The organism is Silanimonas lenta DSM 16282, assembly GCF_000429065.1.
Classification (GTDB): Bacteria; Pseudomonadota; Gammaproteobacteria; order Xanthomonadales; family Xanthomonadaceae; genus Silanimonas; species Silanimonas lenta.
The window spans coordinates 114,710-132,221 of sequence record NZ_AUBD01000001.1 but is presented as its reverse complement, the minus strand read 5'-3'; the positions used below and the strand labels follow the sequence as shown (position 1 = coordinate 132,221).

General features: G+C 72.2%; 13 protein-coding genes and 2 tRNA genes. 6 read left to right on the top strand and 9 right to left on the bottom strand.

Features of this window, described 5'->3' with window-relative positions; all coding sequences use genetic code 11:
- The first annotated feature begins 46 nt into the window (after positions 1-46).
- Complete coding sequence (locus G408_RS0100615) at positions 47-1,186, top strand: PQQ-dependent sugar dehydrogenase (RefSeq protein ID WP_051282456.1); 1,140 nt, start codon at positions 47-49, stop codon at positions 1,184-1,186.
- Positions 1,187-1,240: 54 nt separating this feature from the next.
- Here the strand turns inward: G408_RS0100615 and G408_RS12425 are convergent, their stop codons facing one another.
- Positions 1,241-3,139: an HAL/PAL/TAL family ammonia-lyase gene (locus tag G408_RS12425; RefSeq protein WP_051282455.1), complete on the bottom strand. Its 1,899-nt coding sequence runs from the start codon at positions 3,137-3,139 to the stop codon at positions 1,241-1,243.
- Position 3,140: 1 nt separating this feature from the next.
- Entirely contained in the window at positions 3,141-4,520 is a 1,380-nt protein-coding gene (gene hisS, locus G408_RS0100605; protein ID WP_028769507.1) for a histidine--tRNA ligase, read from the bottom strand.
- 150 nt (positions 4,521-4,670) lie between these two features.
- On the opposite strand from hisS, the gene G408_RS0100600 reads away from it, so the two are divergent.
- The 4 genes from G408_RS0100600 (at position 4,671) to G408_RS0100585 (ending at position 9,572) form a co-directional block, all read left to right on the top strand.
- Positions 4,671-4,747: transfer RNA gene (locus G408_RS0100600), tRNA-Pro, on the top strand.
- Positions 4,748-4,917: 170 nt separating this feature from the next.
- The gene (locus G408_RS0100595) at positions 4,918-7,674 is read left to right on the top strand and encodes a DUF2339 domain-containing protein (RefSeq protein ID WP_051282454.1); all 2,757 of its coding nucleotides are present in this window, start codon (positions 4,918-4,920) and stop codon (positions 7,672-7,674) included.
- Entirely contained in the window at positions 7,671-9,056 is a 1,386-nt protein-coding gene (locus G408_RS12420; protein WP_037411683.1) for a DUF3999 family protein, read from the top strand. Before G408_RS0100595 ends, G408_RS12420 begins: the two co-directional genes overlap by 4 nt.
- A gap of 90 nt (positions 9,057-9,146) precedes the next feature.
- On the top strand, positions 9,147-9,572 hold the full coding sequence (locus G408_RS0100585; RefSeq protein WP_028769505.1) for a hypothetical protein: 426 nt from the start codon (positions 9,147-9,149) through the stop codon (positions 9,570-9,572).
- 2 nt (positions 9,573-9,574) lie between these two features.
- On the opposite strand, the gene G408_RS0100580 is transcribed toward G408_RS0100585, so the two are convergent.
- Entirely contained in the window at positions 9,575-10,219 is a 645-nt protein-coding gene (locus G408_RS0100580; RefSeq protein WP_037411679.1) for a response regulator, read from the bottom strand.
- A 176-nt stretch (positions 10,220-10,395) separates the two neighbouring features.
- Between G408_RS0100580 and G408_RS0100575 the strand changes: the two genes are divergently transcribed.
- Positions 10,396-12,603 (top strand): TonB-dependent receptor, encoded by a 2,208-nt coding sequence (locus G408_RS0100575; protein ID WP_169719196.1) that lies wholly within the window; start codon positions 10,396-10,398, stop codon positions 12,601-12,603.
- Positions 12,604-12,614: 11 nt separating this feature from the next.
- On the opposite strand, the gene G408_RS0100570 is transcribed toward G408_RS0100575, so the two are convergent.
- The 6 genes from G408_RS0100570 to lolA form a co-directional block, all read right to left on the bottom strand.
- Positions 12,615-12,704, bottom strand: a tRNA-Ser gene (locus tag G408_RS0100570).
- Between the two features lie 12 nt (positions 12,705-12,716).
- Positions 12,717-13,643 carry a LysR family transcriptional regulator gene (locus G408_RS12415; RefSeq protein WP_037411837.1) on the bottom strand — a complete coding sequence of 309 codons (927 nt, stop codon included), beginning with the start codon at positions 13,641-13,643 and terminating at the stop codon, positions 12,717-12,719.
- On the bottom strand, positions 13,640-14,917 hold the full coding sequence (gene serS / locus G408_RS0100560) for a serine--tRNA ligase (protein ID WP_028769502.1): 1,278 nt from the start codon (positions 14,915-14,917) through the stop codon (positions 13,640-13,642). Before serS ends, G408_RS12415 begins: the two co-directional genes overlap by 4 nt.
- Before the next feature lie 81 nt (positions 14,918-14,998).
- Positions 14,999-15,394, bottom strand: coding sequence for a CrcB family protein (locus G408_RS0100555; RefSeq protein WP_028769501.1), 396 nt, complete (start codon positions 15,392-15,394; stop codon positions 14,999-15,001).
- A gap of 31 nt (positions 15,395-15,425) precedes the next feature.
- On the bottom strand, positions 15,426-16,742 hold the full coding sequence (locus tag G408_RS12410; RefSeq protein ID WP_051282453.1) for a replication-associated recombination protein A: 1,317 nt from the start codon (positions 16,740-16,742) through the stop codon (positions 15,426-15,428).
- Positions 16,743-16,761: 19 nt separating this feature from the next.
- Positions 16,762-17,460 (bottom strand): outer membrane lipoprotein periplasmic chaperone LolA, encoded by a 699-nt coding sequence (gene lolA / locus G408_RS0100545; RefSeq protein ID WP_084628029.1) that lies wholly within the window; start codon positions 17,458-17,460, stop codon positions 16,762-16,764.
- Positions 17,461-17,512 lie beyond the last annotated feature (52 nt).

The following is a 17,512-nucleotide window of genomic DNA, read 5'->3' as shown; positions in this document are numbered from 1 at the left end:
GATGGCGGGAACACTCGGGGTTTCCTCATCTGTACCGAGTGCCCCGATGCCCGCCCTGCCCCTGCGCCGCCTGCGCCCCCTCGCCCTTGCCGCCCTGCTCGCCGCCACCAGCGTGGCCGCCGAGGTGCGCGAGTTCCCCAGCCAGCACGGCACGGTGCGGGTCACGACGCTGGTCTCGGGCCTCGAACACCCCTGGGGCCTCGCCTTCCTGCCCGATGGCCGCATGCTGGTCACCGAGCGCCCCGGGCGGCTGCGCCTCGTGGCGGCGGACGGCACGCTCTCTCGGCCGCTGGCCGGCGTGCCGCGGGTCTTCGCCCGGGGCCAGGGCGGCCTGCTCGACGTGGCCCTGCATCCGAAGTTCGCCGAGAACGGCCTCGTCTATCTCAGTTTCGCCGAGCCGGGCAGCGGCGGCGCCGGCACGGCGGTGGCGCGTGGGCGGCTGGAGGGCGAGGCATTGCAGGACGTGGAAGTGATCTTCCGCCAGTCGCCCAAGGTGGACACCGGCTTTCACTTCGGCTCGCGCCTGGTGTTCGACCGCGAGGGCCGGCTGTTCGTGAGCAGCGGCGACCGCGGCCTGCAGGACATGGCCCAGGGCCTCGACAAGGGCCAGGGCAAGGTCTTCCGCCTCAACGACGACGGCAGCCCGGCCACCGGCAATCCCTTCGCCGGCCGCAGCGACGTGCATCCGGGCGTCTGGAGCTACGGCCACCGCAACATCCAGGGCATGGCCCTGCATCCGCAGAGCGGCCTGCTCTGGACCCACGAGCATGGCCCGCGCGGCGGCGACGAGATCAACATCGCCCGCGCCGGCCGTAACTACGGCTGGCCGGTGATCACCTACGGCATCAACTACAACGGCACCAAGGTGGGTGAAGGCATCACCGAGAAGGCCGGCATGGAGCAGCCGCTGCACCAGTGGACGCCCTCGATCGGCCCCTCGGGCCTCGCCTTCGCCACCCGCGACCGCTTCCCCGCCTGGCAAGGCAATGCCTTCGTCGGCGCGCTGGCGCTCACCCACCTGCAGCGCCTGGTGCTGGACGGAGAGAAGGTGGTGGCGAGCGAGGAACTGCTGAGAGACTGGGGCCAGCGCATCCGCGACGTGCGCGAGGGGCCGGATGGCGCGCTCTACGTGCTCACCGACGCCCGCAACGGCCAGCTCGCCCGGGTCGAGCTGCTGGCACGCTGAGGCAGGGCCTCAGCGGTTGCACCGGGGCCGGGCCGGCCTCGCCGACCGCCGGCCTCAGGAGCCGGCGATCCAGTCCTCGACGAAGCGCACCGCCTCGGCCACGTCGCGATCCAGCGCACGGTCGCGGTCGATGAAGGCCACGCGCCGGCGGAAGGCCGCGTGCAGGGCCGCGATCGCCGGGCCGGGGCCGAACTCCGGCGCCGAGGCCAGCTCGGCGCGCAGGGCATCGCATTCGGCGAGGAAACGCGGGCGCAGCGGATGCGGGTCCGGCGGCGCATTGCCGATCTTGGCGGCGAAGGTGCCGAGGTCGGCCTCGCGGGCGAGGCGCCGGGCGGCATTGATGGTGTCGCGGCGGAAATCCAGCGCCTGGGCCGCCGTCATCAGCTCCAGCGCCAGTACCCGGGCGAGGTCCTGCGTCATGTCGAGCACGTGGCGGCCCTCGTTGGCGCCCATCGACACGTGGTCCTCGGCATTGGCGCTGGTGGGCACCGAGAACACCGTGGCCGGGTGCGCGCGCGAGGCGAGATCGTTGACGATGGCGGCCGCGGTGTACTGCACGATCATGCAGCCGGAGTCGGTGCCGTCCTCGTTGCCGACCAGGAAGGCCGGCAGCCCGTCATTGGTGGCCGGGTCCACCAGCTTGGCGAGGCGGCGCTCGGAGATCGCGGCCAGCACCGGGATGGCAGCCTTCACATAGCTCATCGCCAGGGCGATTGGCATGCCGTGGAAGTGCCCGGCGGACACCACCTGTTCCTCGACATGGCGCGCGCCGGGAAGATCGGGGAAGAGCAGCGGATTGTCGGTGACGGCATTGAGCTCGATGTCGATCACCCGCTCCAGCTGCGCTATGGCATCACGCACCGCACCATGCACCTGCGGCACGCAGCGCAGGCTGTAGCTGTCCTGCGGCTGGTGCTTCTTGCCGCCGCGGAAGGGCCGGAAGCGCTCATAGAAGCGCTCGCGGCCATGGCGCTGGTCGGCCGGCACCCAGTCCCAGCCGATGTCGAAGCGGAAGGCGGCGAGCGCCGCGTTCGGCCAGCTGCCGGGCAGCCAGGGCTTGGCCCGCGGCACCAGGTGATAGGGAATGTCGGCGAGCGTGGAGCCGGCGAGCAACTCGCGCAGGCGCGCGGCACTGGCCACCTGCCCGGGGTGCGGGCGCAGGGCGTGCACGTGCTCGTCGAAGGCGCGCAGGCGGCCGGCGAAGGCCTCGAGGCTCATCGCCGCGCAGTGCTCGGCAAGCTCGATGAGCTTCGACAGGCGCCCGGCGGCCAGCACCGCGGTGGCGAGCATCTGCGCCGTGCCATTGTTCAGCGCCAGGCCCTCCTTGTACGAGAGCCGGATCGGCGCCAGCCCGGCCCGCGCCAGGGCCTCGCCGCCGGGCAGGCGCTCTCCACGGTAGAAGGCCTCGCCCTTGCCGAGCAGCACGATGGCGAGATGCGAGAGCGGGGCAAGGTCGCCGCTCGCGCCCACCGAGCCGAGTTTCGGCACGACCGGCACCACGCCGGCATTCAGCATCGCGGCATAGGCCTCGAGGGTGGAGGCGCGCACCCCGGAATGCCCCTTCATCAGGGTATTGATGCGGATCACCAGCATGGCCCGCACCACCTCCTCGGGGAAGGGCTCGCCCACGCAGACCGCATGGCTGGTGATCAGGTTCTCCTGCAGCTCCTCGTTGAGCGACGGATCGCCTTCGGCGTCGCCACGCAGGCGGTGCGCTCCGAGCAGGCGGTCGGCATTGCTGCCAAAGCCGGTGGAGACGCCGTAGAGCGGCTCCTGCCGCCGCACCTGCTCGACCAGGAAATCGGCAGTGCGCTGCACCGCCCGCAGCTGCGCGGCATCCAGTTCCACCCGCGCCCCGCGCGCCACCGCCAGCACGTCGGCACGGGTGAGCGAGCGGCCATCGAGCCGCACCACCGCCCCCCCTGCCGCTTTCTCCGCCCCCGCGCCCGCCATCTCAGCGCCCCGCCAGAGCGCGCTGCTGCGCCAGTTCCACCTTCAGGGCCGCCACCACCTCGCCCTCGGGCAGTTCGAACTGCTCGTTGCGGCGCAGGTCCTTCACCGCCACCGTGGCCCTGGCCCGCTCGTCCTCGCCCTGCAGCAGCACGAAGCGGATGCCGGCGCGGTCGGCGTACTGGAACTGCTTGGCGAGCTTCTTCGGCTCGAGCTGCACCTCGGTATTGATGCCCCCGGCGCGCAGGCGGTTGCCGAGCGCCAGGGCCGCCGGCAGGCCGGCCTCGTCCATCAGCGCGACGAGGCATTCGACACTGCTCTCGGCGCTGGAGATCAACCCGGCCTCGCGCAGCTGCCAGAACAGACGGGTCACGCCGATCGAGATACCCACACCGGGCAGGTGCGACCTGGTGTAGTGGCTGGCGAGGTTGTCGTAGCGGCCGCCTGAGCAGATCGAGCCGATCTGCGGATGGTCGTCCAGCGTGGTCTCGTAGACCGTGCCGGTGTAGTAGTCGAGGCCGCGGGCAATCGAGAAGTTGAGCGCGTAGTCGGCCTCGGGCACGCCCAGCGCCCGCACCAGCTCCAGCACCTCGCGCAGCTCGGCCACGCCCTGCTCGAGGGTGGCATTGCCGCCGCCCAGCGCCTCGAGCTTCGCCAGCGCATCGGCATGACCGTTCGAGCGCACGGACACGAAGGCGAGGATCTGCGCCACCGCCTCGGCGGACAGCCCGAAGCCTTCACCGGTCAGGGTGTCGCGCACATAGTCGGCGCCGCGCTTGTCGAGCTTGTCCACCTCACGCAGCACCGCCATCTGCAGGGCGCCGTCGGCCACCCCGAGGCGCTCGAAGAAGCCGCGCATCAGCTTGCGGTTGTTCATCTGGATGGTGAACTTGCCGATGCCGAGCTCAGAGAAGATGGCATGGATCACCGCCGGCATCTCGGCATCGTGGCGCACGGACAGCGCGTCCTTGCCGATCACGTCGATGTCGCACTGGTAGAACTCGCGGAAGCGGCCGCGCTGCTGGCGCTCGCCGCGGTAGACGCGCTGCATCTGGTAGCGGCGGAACGGGAAGGCGAGCTCGTGCTCGTGCTCGGCCACGTAGCGCGCCAGCGGCACGGTGAGGTCGAAGCGCAGGGCGAGTTCCGGCAGGCCGGGTTCCTTCTTCTCCAGCGCTCCGGTGGACTGGGCGAAATAGACCTGGCGCTCGGTCTCGCCGCCGCTCTTGGTCAGCAGCACCTCGGTGAGTTCGAACACCGGCGTTTCCACCGGCAGGAAGCCGAAGCGCTCGTAGGTGCGGCGGATCACGTCGAGCACGCGCTGGAAGGCGATCTGGTCGCGGGGCAGCAGCTCCAGGACGCCGGGCGGGGTGCGGGGCTTGATCACGCGCAGGATCTCCGGGAATCACGAAAGCGGCGATTGTCGCAAATCGGCCGCCGGCCCGTGGCAGGCCCGCATCCTCCGGGTGACGGCGCGTGGGACTGTCCCGGGGGCTTGCGATGCCAAGTCCGCGGCACTAGGATATGCGGCTCCCGTCGGGGTGTAGCTCAGCCTGGTAGAGCGCTACGTTCGGGACGTAGAAGTCGCAGGTTCAAATCCTGTCTCCCCGACCATCCGAATGCTTTTCGCGAAGGCCCGCCCATGGCGGGCCTTCGTCGTTCATGGCGCACACGCCACGCGACCGCCGGATTCCGGGGCCCGGAAACGGCTTCGGGCAGTTTCCCGATTGACGGGCCGGCGGGCATCGTGATGATGGAGCCTCCCCCCAAGGACCGGATGTCCCATGCCCTTCCCCCTTGCGATGGTCGCGGCCATCGTCGCGGCCATCGCCGGTGCGTTCCTCGCCACGGAATCGCGCGCCCTGTTCGGCGCCATCGCCGGCGCTACGCTGGCCGCCCTGTTCGCCTCGCAGCGCCGGCTCGCGCAGCGCCTCGCGGCCCTCGAAGCCCGGCCTGCGTCTTCCGCCGCGCCCCGGGCAGCACCCGTGGCGGGCGCCGATCCCGCCCCGGCCGGTCCGACCGCCTCACCCTCACCGGCCGCCGCAACACCGCCCCCGCTGCCCGACCTGCCCCCCGCCGCCTCCGCCCCGGCCAGCCGCACGGCGGTTCCCGGCCGCGCCGGCCCGGGCGTCGCGCAACCCTCCCCTGCGCCCGCCGGGGCCGCGCCGGCCGCAGCGCCCTCGCCGCTGGAGACGGCTCTCGGCGTGCTGCGCCGCTTCCTGTTCGAAGGCAATGTGCCAGTGAAGCTCGGCCTGGTGGTGTCGCTGTTCGGCATCGGCGCCCTGCTGCGCTACGCCGCCAGTACCGGCTGGCTGGAAGTGCCGGTGGCCCTGCGCTATGCCGGCGTGGCTGCTGCTGGTCTCGCCCTGCTCGGCTATGGCCTGCGGCAGGCAGGGCATCGTCCGGCCTTCGGCCTCAGCCTGCAGGGCGGCGGCATCGCCGTGCTGCTGCTCACGGTGTTCGCGGCCTTCCGTGTGCCCGGGCTGCTGCCCGCCCCGGTGGCCTTCACGCTGGTCGTCGTGCTGGTGGCCGGGGCCGCCGTGCTCGCCCTGCGCCAGAACGCGGTCTGGCTGGCCGCCATCGGCCTTCTGGGCGGCTACCTCGCCCCGGTGCTGCTCTCCACCGGCGGCGGCAGCCATGTGGCCCTGTTCAGCTGGTATGCGGTGCTCAACCTCGCCGTCTTCGGGCTCGCCTGGGTCCGGCCCTGGCGTGCCCTGAACCTGCTGGGCTTCGCCTTCACCTTCGGCATCGGCGCGGCCTGGGGCGCGCGCCACTTCCGGCCGGAGCTGTTCGCCAGCACCGAGCCCTTCCTCGTCGGCTTCTTCCTGCTCTACGTCGCCATCCCGGTGCTCTACGCCCTGCGTGGCCGGGAACCGGGCAAGGTCGATGCCACCCTGCTCTTCGGCACGCCGCTGCTGGCCTTCCCGATGCAGGTGGCCCTGCTCGAGGGCGAGCGCCTGCCGCTGGCGTTCTCGGCGCTCGGCGTGGGCCTCGTGTATGCCGCGGTGGCCTGGCTTGCCCGCCGCCGGCCGGCTCTCAGGGTGCTGGGCCAGGGCGCGGCCGCGCTGGGCCTCGCCTTCGCCACGCTCGCCGTTCCGCTGGCACTCTCGGCCCAGTGGACGGCGGTGACCTGGGCCCTGCAGGGCGTGGCCCTGCTCTGGCTGGGCCAGGTGCAGCAGCGCCGCTGGCCGCGGGTGGGAGGCGTGCTGCTGCAGGGCCTCGCCGGCCTCGCCTTCCTCGCCAGCGATCCCTGGAGCTGGTTCGGGCCGGGGGGCGATGCCCGGCCCAGCCTGCCGCTCGCCCTGCTGGCCCTCGCCGCGGCGGCCTGCGCCCGCCTGCTCGACCGCCAGCGGGGATCGAGCCGGGGCCTTACCGGGGGGCTGCTCACGGCCGCGGCCCTGGGCTGGTGGGCGCTGCTCGGGATCGATCTCACCGACCTGGGCGTGGAACACGGCATGGCGACCGGCACCTGGGAGGAGCGGCTGGCCGGCATGGCCGCGCTCTGGCTCGGCTTCATCGCTGCCAGCAGCGCGCTCGCCGCCCTCGCCCTGCGCCGCCTGCCATGGCAGCGGCCTGCCTGGTGGCCCGCCCTGTTCGTGCCCACGGCCCTGCCGGCCCTCGGCCTCGCCTTCTCCCTGCAGCCCGGCTGGTGGCGCAGCCCGGTGGGCCTCGTGCTGCCGGTATTCGCCTCCGGCCTGCTGCTCGCCCTGCCTGCGCTGCGCCAGACCCCGCGCCGCCTCGCGCTCACCCACCTGGCCGGCCTCGCCGCCCTCGTCCTCGCCCTCGGGCTTGCCATCCGCGAAGGCCTGCAGGCCCTGAATCCCGAGCCACTGGGGGAGGGCTGGCACTGGGTGCTGCCCTGGCTGCCGCTGGTGGCGCTCACCGCGCTGCTCGCCACCCATCCGGCCCGGGCCACCTGGCCGGTGGCCGAGGCAGCGGCGCGCTACCGCCCGCTCGCCCTCTGGCTCGCCGGCCTGCTGCTCGGCGCCGTCTGGTGGGCCACGCAGGGCCTTGCCGGCTCGGCGGCGCCGTTGCCCTGGCTGCCCTTGCTCAATCCGTTGGAACTGTTCCATCTCGCCGGCCTGCTCGGGCTGCTCGCGGCCCTGCGACGGGCCAGGCCGGGCAGTCCGCCCAGGCAGGCCGGCATCCTGCTGCTGGGCGGCGCGGCGCTCGTGTTCCTCTCGATGGCCGCCCTGCGCGGCACCTGGCACGCGCTGTCGCCCGAGGCCATGCCCTGGGCCTATCACTGGCCGTCGGTACTGCGCTGGCCGCAGGCGCAGACCGCGCTTTCGGTGGTGTGGTCCCTGGCCGGCGTGACCTGCTGGGTGCTGGGCTCGCGCCGCGGCAGCCGCCCGCTGTGGACGGCCGGCGCCCTGCTGCTTGGCCTCGTGCTGCTGAAGCTCGTGGCCATCGACCGCCAGCACCTCGGCGACCTGATGGGCATCGTGTCTTTCCTCGCCGTCGGCGGCCTGCTGGTGCTGGTCGGGCGGCTCGCCCCACGCCCGCCCCGGCATGCCCCTCCCTCCACGGATCTGCCATGAGCCTTCCACGTCCTGCCGCGTCTTCCGCCTCCCGCTCCCGCCCGCATCCGGCCTCCGCTCCATGCCGGTGGCTGCCGCTCCTGCTGCTGGCCGCCGGCAGCCTCAATGCCGAGGACGGCCAGCGCTTCGCCCGCGCCTTCCCGGTGGAGGACGTGGGCGAGGCCCCGGTGTTCGCCATCGAGCTCACCCCCGAGGTGTACGCCACCCTGACCCGCCCCGACCGCAGCGATCTTGCGGTACTGGATGCCACCGGCCGACGCCTTGCCATCAGCCTCGGCAGCCCACCGCCGGTACCGCCCGAAGCACAGCGCTTCGCCCTGCCCCTGCCGCAGGCGCTTGCCCCCTCTGGCACGGCGCCCCTCGGGGAACGGCTGGCGGTCCAGGTCCGCGACGGCGGGCGCCGCTCGGTGGATGTCAGGATCGATGCCGCGCCGCCCGCCCCGGCGATGCAGTGGCTGGTGGATGCCGGCGAGACCGGCCGGGGTGGCATCGACGCCCTGGTGTTCTCGGTGCCCGAGTCGGCCGGAGACTTCCGCCTGAGCCTCGCCGTGCACGGTTCGGACGATCTCCTGCGCTGGCAGCCTCTCGAACCCGCCGCCCCCCTGCTCCGGGTCGGGCAAGGGGAAGGACGCATCCAGCGCCTTGAGGTGACCCTCCCGCACAGCCGCTACCGCCATCTGGCCCTGCAGCCCCTCGGAGGCGCCACCCTGCCTCCGATCGAGGCCCTGCACGCCCTGCGGCACGACCCGGCGAGCCCGCCACGCCGCCTGCACCTGCTCGATGCCGTGGCGGGTTCGGAGGATGGCCGCCGCCTGCAGTATCCGGCGCCGGGCCCGCTGCCCGTGGTCGCCGTCGAACCACGCCTCGAGGAGCGCAATGCCGTCAATGGCTTCCGCCTCGAACAGGGACAGGGAGCGCAGGCCTACCCGCTGCTGCAGGGAAGTGCGTGGCGGCTCGAGCTCGAAGAAGGCCCGCTGTACTCCGGGCCCTTCCCGGCCGTGCTTGGCGGCGAAGGGCCGCTCACCCTGGTCTTCGATGCCCCGGCCCGCGCGCCGCGGCTCGGCCTCTGGTACCACCCGGAACGCCTGCTGGTGCTGGCCTCGGGGGCGCCGCCCTACCGGCTGCTGGCCGGATCGGGCAGCGAGCGCAGCCGTTTCGAGGGCACGGAAGAGGCGCTGGCCATGCTCAAGGCCGCCCAGGCGCCGGGCTGGGAACCGCCGCTTGCCCGCCTCGGGCCCGGCGTGGAAGCCGGGGGCAGCGCTGCCCTGACGCCACCCGCACCCGACACCGGCGGGCGCTGGGTGCTGTGGGCCGTGCTGGTGCTGGGCGCCGTGGCAGTGGCGGGCGCCAGCTGGCGGGTGCTGCGGCAGCCGCCGTCCTGAGGCGGTGGTTGCAGTCGCAACGTTCACCTTCCCGGCGGCAAGACGTGCCAGACTTCACGCATTGACACGTTTTGACATCCCGCCAGGTCCATGGACGCGATCGACCCGATCCCACGCATCGAAGCCACCGACATCTCGGCCCGCGGCCGCATCGCCAGCCGCAGCGGCTGGCATGCCGCCGAGCGGCGGGTGAACACCCTGGCCCTGCGGCTCGATCCCGAGGGGCTGCCCCCGCCTCCGCAGCCGGCCTTCCCGGTCCTGCTGAAGGCCCTCGGCGGCAGCCTTGCGCTGGCCAACCGCAGCGTGGCCGAACTCGCCCCCACGGTCGCGGCAGTGAACCGCATCATCGAGGCACTGAACGCCCTGCCCCGTGATGCCAGCTACGCCGATCTCGAGCGCGCGCTCGGCCTGCGCCCGCCACGCGAAGCCCACGACCGCATCGGCGATGCCATGGCCCGGGTGCTGCGCACCCTGGCCCAGCGCCGCCACGATGCCAACCGCCTGCGCGAAGCCTGAGCTCAGGGCGGAGCGAGGTTGGCGTCGTGCACGCCGTACTGGGTCGCGAGCCGCGCCAGCGACACCGTGTCCTTGATCGCCAGCTTGTCGAGCAGGCGGTACTTGTGGGTGGCCACGGTCTTGCCGCTCAGGTGCAGCCGCCGCCCGATCTCCTCGAGCTTGAGGCCCTGGCAGAGCAGCTTGGCCACCTCCATTTCCCGCGGGGACAGGGCCTCGAAGGGCGATTCGCCCTGCGCCCCGGCCAGCGCCATGTGCTGCGCCACCTCACTGGCGAGGTAGCGCTTGCCGCGCGCTGCCTCGCGGATCGCCCTCAGCAGCTCGGCGGCATCGCAGCCCTTGCCGACATAGGCATGGGCACCGGCCGCCATCAGCCGGCGCGGCATCGGGCCGTCCTGCTGCACTGAACAGATCACCACCTTCGGCCCGCCCTCCACCTTGGCGAGGCGCTCGGTGATCTCGAGCCCGCTCACCCCGGGCAGGTGCAGGTCGCAGAGCACCACATGAGGCTTGAGCTGCCGGATCAGCGGCAGGCCGGTCTCGCCGTCTTCGGCCTCGCCCACCACCACCATGTCGGTCTCGCGCTCGAGGATCAGGCGGTAGCCCGTCCTCACCAGGGCATGGTCGTCCAGCAGGAACACCTTGATCATGGGAACGCCTCCGTCCACGGGGGTTGGGTGGGGGGAGAACACAGCCTAGGAGCGGCGGCGCGGCAGCGGCAAGGGGCGATGCTTCGGGGCCTGTAGGAAATCGTCCCACGCTACGCCTCCCAAGTCCCGGCGGGAGGAGTACGCTCCCTGCCATCGCCCCATCGCCGATGGCCGCCATGCCTGCCCTCTCCGCGCGCTGGACGTCGCTGCTCTGCCTGCTCGCCTTCCTCGGGCCGGAGCCGGCAATCGCCCAGGGAGCACGGGCGGAACGCGACCTGCTCGAACTCGAGCTGGAAGAACTGATGGATCTCGTGGTCGTCGCGCCCTCGCGCCAGGCCGAGCGGGCGCGGGATGCCCCGGCCACGATCCTCGTGCTCACCCGGCAGGATCTCGCACTGCGCGGCTACCGTGACCTGTCGGAGGTGTATGACGATCTTCCGGGCATGGACCTCGCGCGCGCCTACGGCGATTCCTGGCTGCGCAACCAGTGGCGCGGCCTGCGCCGGACCATGTCGGTGCCCTATCTCCTGCTGCTCGATGGCCAGCCGCTCAACCATCTCTACTTCAACCAGGACGAGATCATCACCGCCCTGCCGATGGCGCAGGTGGAGCGCGTCGAGGTGGTCTATGGCCCCTCGGCGGTGATCTACGGCGCGAACGCCTTCGTCGGCGTGGTGAACATCGTCACCGCTCCCGGCGCCGGGGTCGATCGCGCGTTTTCCGGCCGGATCAGCGCCGGCAGCTTCGGTCGCCGCCTCATCGACCTGCACCTCGCCCGGGGCTGGGGAGAACACCGCCTCTCCCTGGCCCTGCGCCACGACGAAGGCCGTCTCGACGACGGAGCACGGGGCGGGCTCGCGCCCTTCTCGGAGGCCTACTACGCCGACCGCCGGCTCTGGGGCGCCTTCGCCGATGGCCGATTCGGCGGGCGCTACGCCTCACGGCACCGCCACCAGGGCCTCGACCTGCGCTGGCGTTGGAACGCCTGGAGCGCCTATGCCCAGGCCTTCACCCTGTCGAGCGGCTATGGCAATGCCTATGCCGGCGATGCCGTGCAGAACGATGCCGTGTGGCGCGAGCCGGACCGCGTGCTCGGGATCGCCCACGAACTCGTCCTCGGGCGCTGGCATGGCGAGACCCACCTGCGCTGGCGCGAGAGCGGCGTGGCCGACGGCTCCTACTTCGTCGAGGGATACCCGGCCCTGCAGCCGGATGGCAGCCTGCGCCGGGTGGTGGATTTCAGCTACTGGGGCTCGGAGAACCGCAGCCTTACGCTCTCGCACGACGGCGAGCTGGCGATCGCGCCCGGCCTGTCGCTGGTGGCCGGTCTGCGCCGGGAGCACAAGGACCTGCAGAAGGCCTACCGCACGAACTACGGGCCTTCCGTTTTCCCGGAGGAATTCGACTCGCTCGAGGCCTACCCCTTCCCGCCCCGCGCCGGCTTCGACACCCTGCCCGGCAACCGCATCCGCACCCGGCAATGGAGCGCCTACGCCCAGCTACGGCGGCAGTGGGACGGGCGCTTCGGCGAGGGCGACCGCCATGTGCTGACCCTCGGCCTGCGGCATGACGACTTCAGCGCCATCGGCCCAGCCACCACCCTGCGCGGCGGCTACTCGGGCAACTGGGGCCCCTGGACGCTCAAGCTGCTGTATGGCGAATCGTTCAACGAACCCGCCCCGCGCGAGCTGTACGGCGGCTGGCAGGGCAGCGGCAGCGATCCTGCGCTGAAACCGGAGAGCGGGGCCACGCGGGAGTTGCACCTGGGCTGGCAGGGAAGGCAAGCTGGGGCCTGGATCTCGGCCTGGCGGCTGGCGACGCGCAATGACATCGTCACCGTGGCGGGCGGCGCGACCAACCTCGGACGCCGCGACGCGCGGGGAATCGACCTCGGCCTCCGGGCGCGCTGGGCGGATGGCCGCCACGAGGCCTGGATCTTCGCCAGCTGGATCGACGCCGAAGAACAGCGCGACGAAGGCAGCGGCATGCGCCGCCGGCCGGTGGGTGATGCGGCGGAACACAAGTTCTATGCCGGCTGGACCTGGCAGCCCACCCCGCGCTGGACGGCCACCCTGCGCGGCCGCTGGATGGCGGCGCGCGACACCGTCGCCAGCAACCCGGTCGGCCGGCTGCCCGCCTATGCCGTGGCGGATCTCAACCTGCGCTGGCAGGCCCTGCCGCGGCAGGGCCTCGTGCTCGCCCTGGGCATCACCAACCTCACCGACCGTCGCTACGCCCACCCCGGCCTCAACGACGCCTCTGCCGGCATCGAGCCCGGGCGCTTCGGCCCCGACGGGCAGTGGACCGGCAGCGCCGGTTTCTACAGCTCGCTGCTGCCGCAGCCCGGACGCGCCGTCCAGCTCTCGCTGGAATGGAACCAGTGACCGGGGCGAAGTGGCGGAGAGAGTGGGATTCGAACCCACGGTGGTGTCGCCACCACGGCGGTTTTCAAGACCGCTGCCTTAAACCACTCGGCCATCTCTCCGTGCGGGGGATTCTACAGCCGCGCCTCGTTCATCAGCCGCGGGAAGGCCTCGACCATGTGGTCGAGGAAGGCGCGCACCGCGGGAAGCTGGCCGCGGCGCGAGGGAAAGACGGCGTGGAAGATGCCGCGCTGCAGGCTCCAGTCGGGCATCACCACCTCCAGCCGTCCGGCGCGCACCGCATCGACGCAGGCAGCTTCCGGCAGCAGGGCGATGCCGATGCCGGCCATGGCCGACTCCAGCAGCAGGGGAAAATCCAGCGCCATCAGGCGCGGCTTGATCTCGACCTTGCGCGTCTCGCCGTTCGGCCCATGCAGTTCCCAGACCTGGCGGGCCTCGTCCTCGCTCATGCTCAGGGTGACATGGTCGGCGAGCACGGCGGGATCGACCGGCCGGCCATGGCGGGCGAGGTAGATCGGGCTCGCTACCAGGAGCTCGCGGAACTCGCCGAAGCGGCGCATGGCGAGCTCACCGTCGGTATCGAGCCGGGTGCGCACGCGCAGGGCCACGTCGAAGCCCTCCTCGATCACATCGACGCGGCGGTTCGAGACATGCACCTGCAGGCGCACCTTCGGATGCTCGACGAGGAAGCCGGGCACCACCCGCGAGAGCAGGCGCTGCGAGAGCGAGACCGGGCAGCTCACCCGGACGATGCCACGCGGCTCGGCGCTCAGCAGCTGCACGGCCTCCTCGGCGGCCTGGGCCTGGGCCAGCATCGCCTGGGCGTGGCGGAACACGTTCTGCCCCACCTCGGTGACGGCGAACTTGCGGGTGGAGCGCTGGATCAGCCGCACCCCGAGGTCCTGCTCGAGCTGGGCGATACGCCGCGACAGCCGCGACTTCGGCACGCCCGAGGCCCGCTCGGCGGCCGCATAGCCGCCATGCTCCACCACGAGGGCGAAGAGCTTCAGGTCGTTGAGGTCGAGGCTGCTGCCGGTCAAAGGCGCTCCGTGCCGCCGAGGTAGGGGCGGAGCACCTCGGGCACCGTGATGCTGCCGTCGGCCTCCTGGTAGTTCTCCATCACCGCGATCAGGGCGCGTCCCACGGCCACGCCGGAGCCGTTCAGCGTATGCAGCAGCTCGGGCTTGCCGGTATCCGGGTTGCGGAAGCGGGCCTGCATGCGCCGGGCCTGGAAATCGCCGCAGTTCGAGCAGGAGCTGATCTCGCGGTAGGTGTTCTGCGAGGGCAGCCAGACCTCGAGGTCATAGGTCTTCATGGCCGAGAAGCCCATGTCGCCGGTGCACAGCAGCACGCGGCGGTAAGGCAGGCCGAGCCGCTCCAGCACCACTTCGGCGGCCCGGGTCATGCGCTCATGCTCGGCGGCGCTCTGCGCCGGCGTGGCGATCGTCACCAGCTCGACCTTCTCGAACTGGTGCTGGCGGATCATGCCGCGCACATCGCGGCCACCGCTGCCGGCCTCGGCGCGGAAGCACAGGGAGTGGGCGGTGAGCCGCATCGGCAGGCGCGCAGCATCGACGATCTCCTCGCGCACGAGATTGGTGAGCGAAACCTCGGAGGTCGGGATCAGGTAGCGCTTTGCCTCGCCCACCATGGTCGAGAACAGGTCTTCCTCGAACTTCGGCAGCTGGCCGGTGCCGCGCATGCTCTCGGGATTGACGATCAGCGGCACATTGACCTCGAGGCAGCCGTGCTCCGCCACGTGCAGGTCGAGCATGAACTGCGCCAGCGCCCGGTGCAGGCGGGCGATGCCACCGCGCAGCACGGTGAAACGCGAGCCGCTGAGCCTGGCTCCGGCCTCGCCATCGAGCATGCCCTCGCGGGCGCCGAGCTCGACATGGTCCTTCACCGGGAAATCGAAGCGGCGCGGCGTGCCCCAGCGGTGCTGCTCGACATTGCCGGACTCGTCCGCCCCGAGCGGCACCGAGGCGTCGGGCAGGTTGGGGATGCCGAGCGCGATCGCCTCGATCCCGGCACGGATGGCCTCGAGACGGACCTCGGAGGCCTTCAGCTCATCGCCGATCGAGGCCACTTCGGCCATCAGCGGCGTCACGTCCTCGCCCCGGGCCTTGGCCATGCCGATGGCCTTGCTGCGGGTATTGCGCAGGTTCTGCAGTTCCTGGGTGCGCACCTGCAGCTGCTTTCGCTCGGCCTCCAGGGCCTGCAGGGCCGCCACGTCGAGCGTGAAGCCGCGGGTGGCAGCGAGGCGTTCGGCGGTGGCGGCAAGCTCGCTGCGCAGCAGGGTCGGATCCAGCATCGTGTTCTCCGGGGCGCGGCCCCTCGTTGCAAAGCTGGGATTATCGCCGCTGGGCCGGGGCGCTGTCCCGCCCGGACAGGCTCAGGCCAGCGGTCCGCGCAGCCAGGCGCCGAGGCGCATCCCGGCCCAGACCAGCAGCAGGCCGCCGGCCAGGGTGAGCGCGTAATAGACCACCGCGCGCTCGGCCTGGCCGGTCCGGCCGAAGGCCATCAGTTCCAGCATCAGCGAGGAATAGGTGGTGAGCCCCCCCATCACCCCCACGATCAGCAGGGCACGCAGGGCGGTGCCGGCGGTGCCGCGCCCTTCCAGCCACTCGAACAGCAGGCCGGCGAGGAAGGAGCCGAGGAAGTTGGCGGCCAGCGTGCCCCAGGGCAGGCGGTCGCCGAGGTGCAGCAGGGCGAAGTGGCCGAGGCTGTAGCGCAGGCCGGCTCCGAAGGCACCGCCCAGCATCACGAGGCCGAGGTAGGTCCAGTTCATGGCACAACGCTAGCACGCCCGGCAGGCGCGCTCAGCCTCCGCCCTGCCCGCCACGCCGGCCGGCCCGGGCCTGGGTCCGCGCCTCGCGCAGGGCGTCGAGCTTCTCCTTCAGCCGCAGCTCGAGCCCCCGTTCCAGGGGGCGGTAGTACACCCGCCCTTCCAGCGCCTCGGGCAGGCAGGTCTGGTCGAGGGCCACGCCGCCTTCCACGTCGTGGTCGTACTGGTAGCCCTTGCCATAGCCGAGCCCCTTCATGAGCTTCGTCGGGGCATTGCGCAGGTGCATGGGCACCGCCAGCGTGCCCTGCGCCGCCACGTCGGCGCGGGCCGCCTTCCAGGCCACATAGCCGGCATTGCTCTTGGCGCAGCTGGCGAGGTAGAGCACGAGCTGGGCGAGGGCGAGCTCGCCCTCGGGCGAGCCCAGCCGGTCGTAGGCCTCCCAGGCGCTGATCGCCATGTCGAGGGCGCGCGGGTCGGCCAGCCCGATGTCCTCCACCGCCATGCGGGTGAGGCGACGGGCGAGATAGGCAGGATCGCAGCCGCCATCGAGCATGCGCGCCAGCCAGTAGAGCGCGGCATCCGGGTCGGAGCTGCGCACCGATTTGTGCAGGGCCGAGATCTGGTCGTAGAACTGCTCGCCCTGCTTGTCGAAGCGCCGGGTGCGGTCGGCCAGCACCTGGGCCAGGGTGGCCTCGTCGATGCGTCCGTCCGTGGCCAGTTCGGCGGCGATCTCGAGCAAGGTCAGGGCGCGCCGCACGTCGCCATCGGCAGCCTCGGCGAGGCTCTCCAGCGCGCCATCGTCGATGGTGATGCCCTGCCCGCCCAGGCCCTGCTCCGCATCGTCGAGGGCGCGACGCAGGGCGGCGACGATGTCCTCGGCGGCCACCGCCTCCAGCACGTGCACCCGGCAGCGCGAGAGCAGGGCCGAGTTGAGCTCGAAGCTCGGGTTCTCGGTGGTGGCGCCGACGAACACGATGTGCCCGGCCTCGATATGCGGCAGGAAGGCATCCTGCTGGGCCTTGTTGAAACGGTGCACCTCGTCGACGAAGAGCACGGTGCGCTCGCCCCGGGCGAAGGCCTCGGCCGCCTCGGCCAGCACCCGGCGCACCTCGGGCAGGCCGCTCATCACCGCCGAGATCACATGGAACCGGGCCTGCGCACGCTCGGCGACGAGCCGGGCAAGCGTGGTCTTGCCACAGCCGGGCGGCCCCCAGAGGATCATCGAATGCACCCGCCCCGCCTCGAGGGCGCGGCGCAACGCGGCGCCGGGGCCGAGCAGGCGGCGCTGGCCGACGATGGCATCGAGCGAACGCGGGCGCATCCGCTCGGCGAGCGGCGCCAGCGCGTTCATGGCGTGCGCTCCTGCGGGCTCATTCCTGCAGCGGGCGGACGTCGGCGCCCTCACGCCGTTCGCCCACCACATCCACGCCCGGCGGCGGCTCGAAGCGGAACAGATCGGCCGGCAGCGCCCCGTTGCGGGTCCAGCCGTGGAAGCGCACCTCGGTGCGCTGGCCGAGCTGGTCCTCGAACACCATGCGCGCCAGGGTCTGGCCGGCGAAGCCGAGCCGCGCCGAGGCAAGGCCGGACTCGGCCGGCCTGCGGGCCTCGAGCCGCACCCAGGTGAGGCCCTCGGCCTGGCCGCCCTCGCGCACCAGGAACTGCCGGTCGAGCTCGCCAGGATCGATCAGCGCGGCCAGCGGGCTCGACTGCTCCTCGTAACTCTGCACCCGCACCGTGACCTGCTCGAGGTCCGGGTCGTAGAGCCAGAGATGGTCGCCATCGGCCACGATGAGCTGCGGGAACGGCGTCTGGTACTCCCAGCGGAACTGCCGCGGGGCTTTCAGCGAAATGCGCCCCGTGCTGCGCTCGCCGGCCTGGCCGCTGGCGTCGAACACCTGCTGCTCGAAACGGCCATCGAGGCTCTGCAGGCCCTTCGAGAAGGCCTCGATCGCCGCCCGGCCCGGCCCGCTGGCCGCCGCGGGCAGCGGCAGGCCCGGCAGCAGCAGCAGGGCGGCCAGCAGGGAGCGCAGCGGCGGAGAGCGGCGGGGAACGGAGGAGGAGACGGACATGGGCATGGCCTCGGGGGCGCGGGGCGATGGCGGGAAGTCTCTCCCGCCCCGC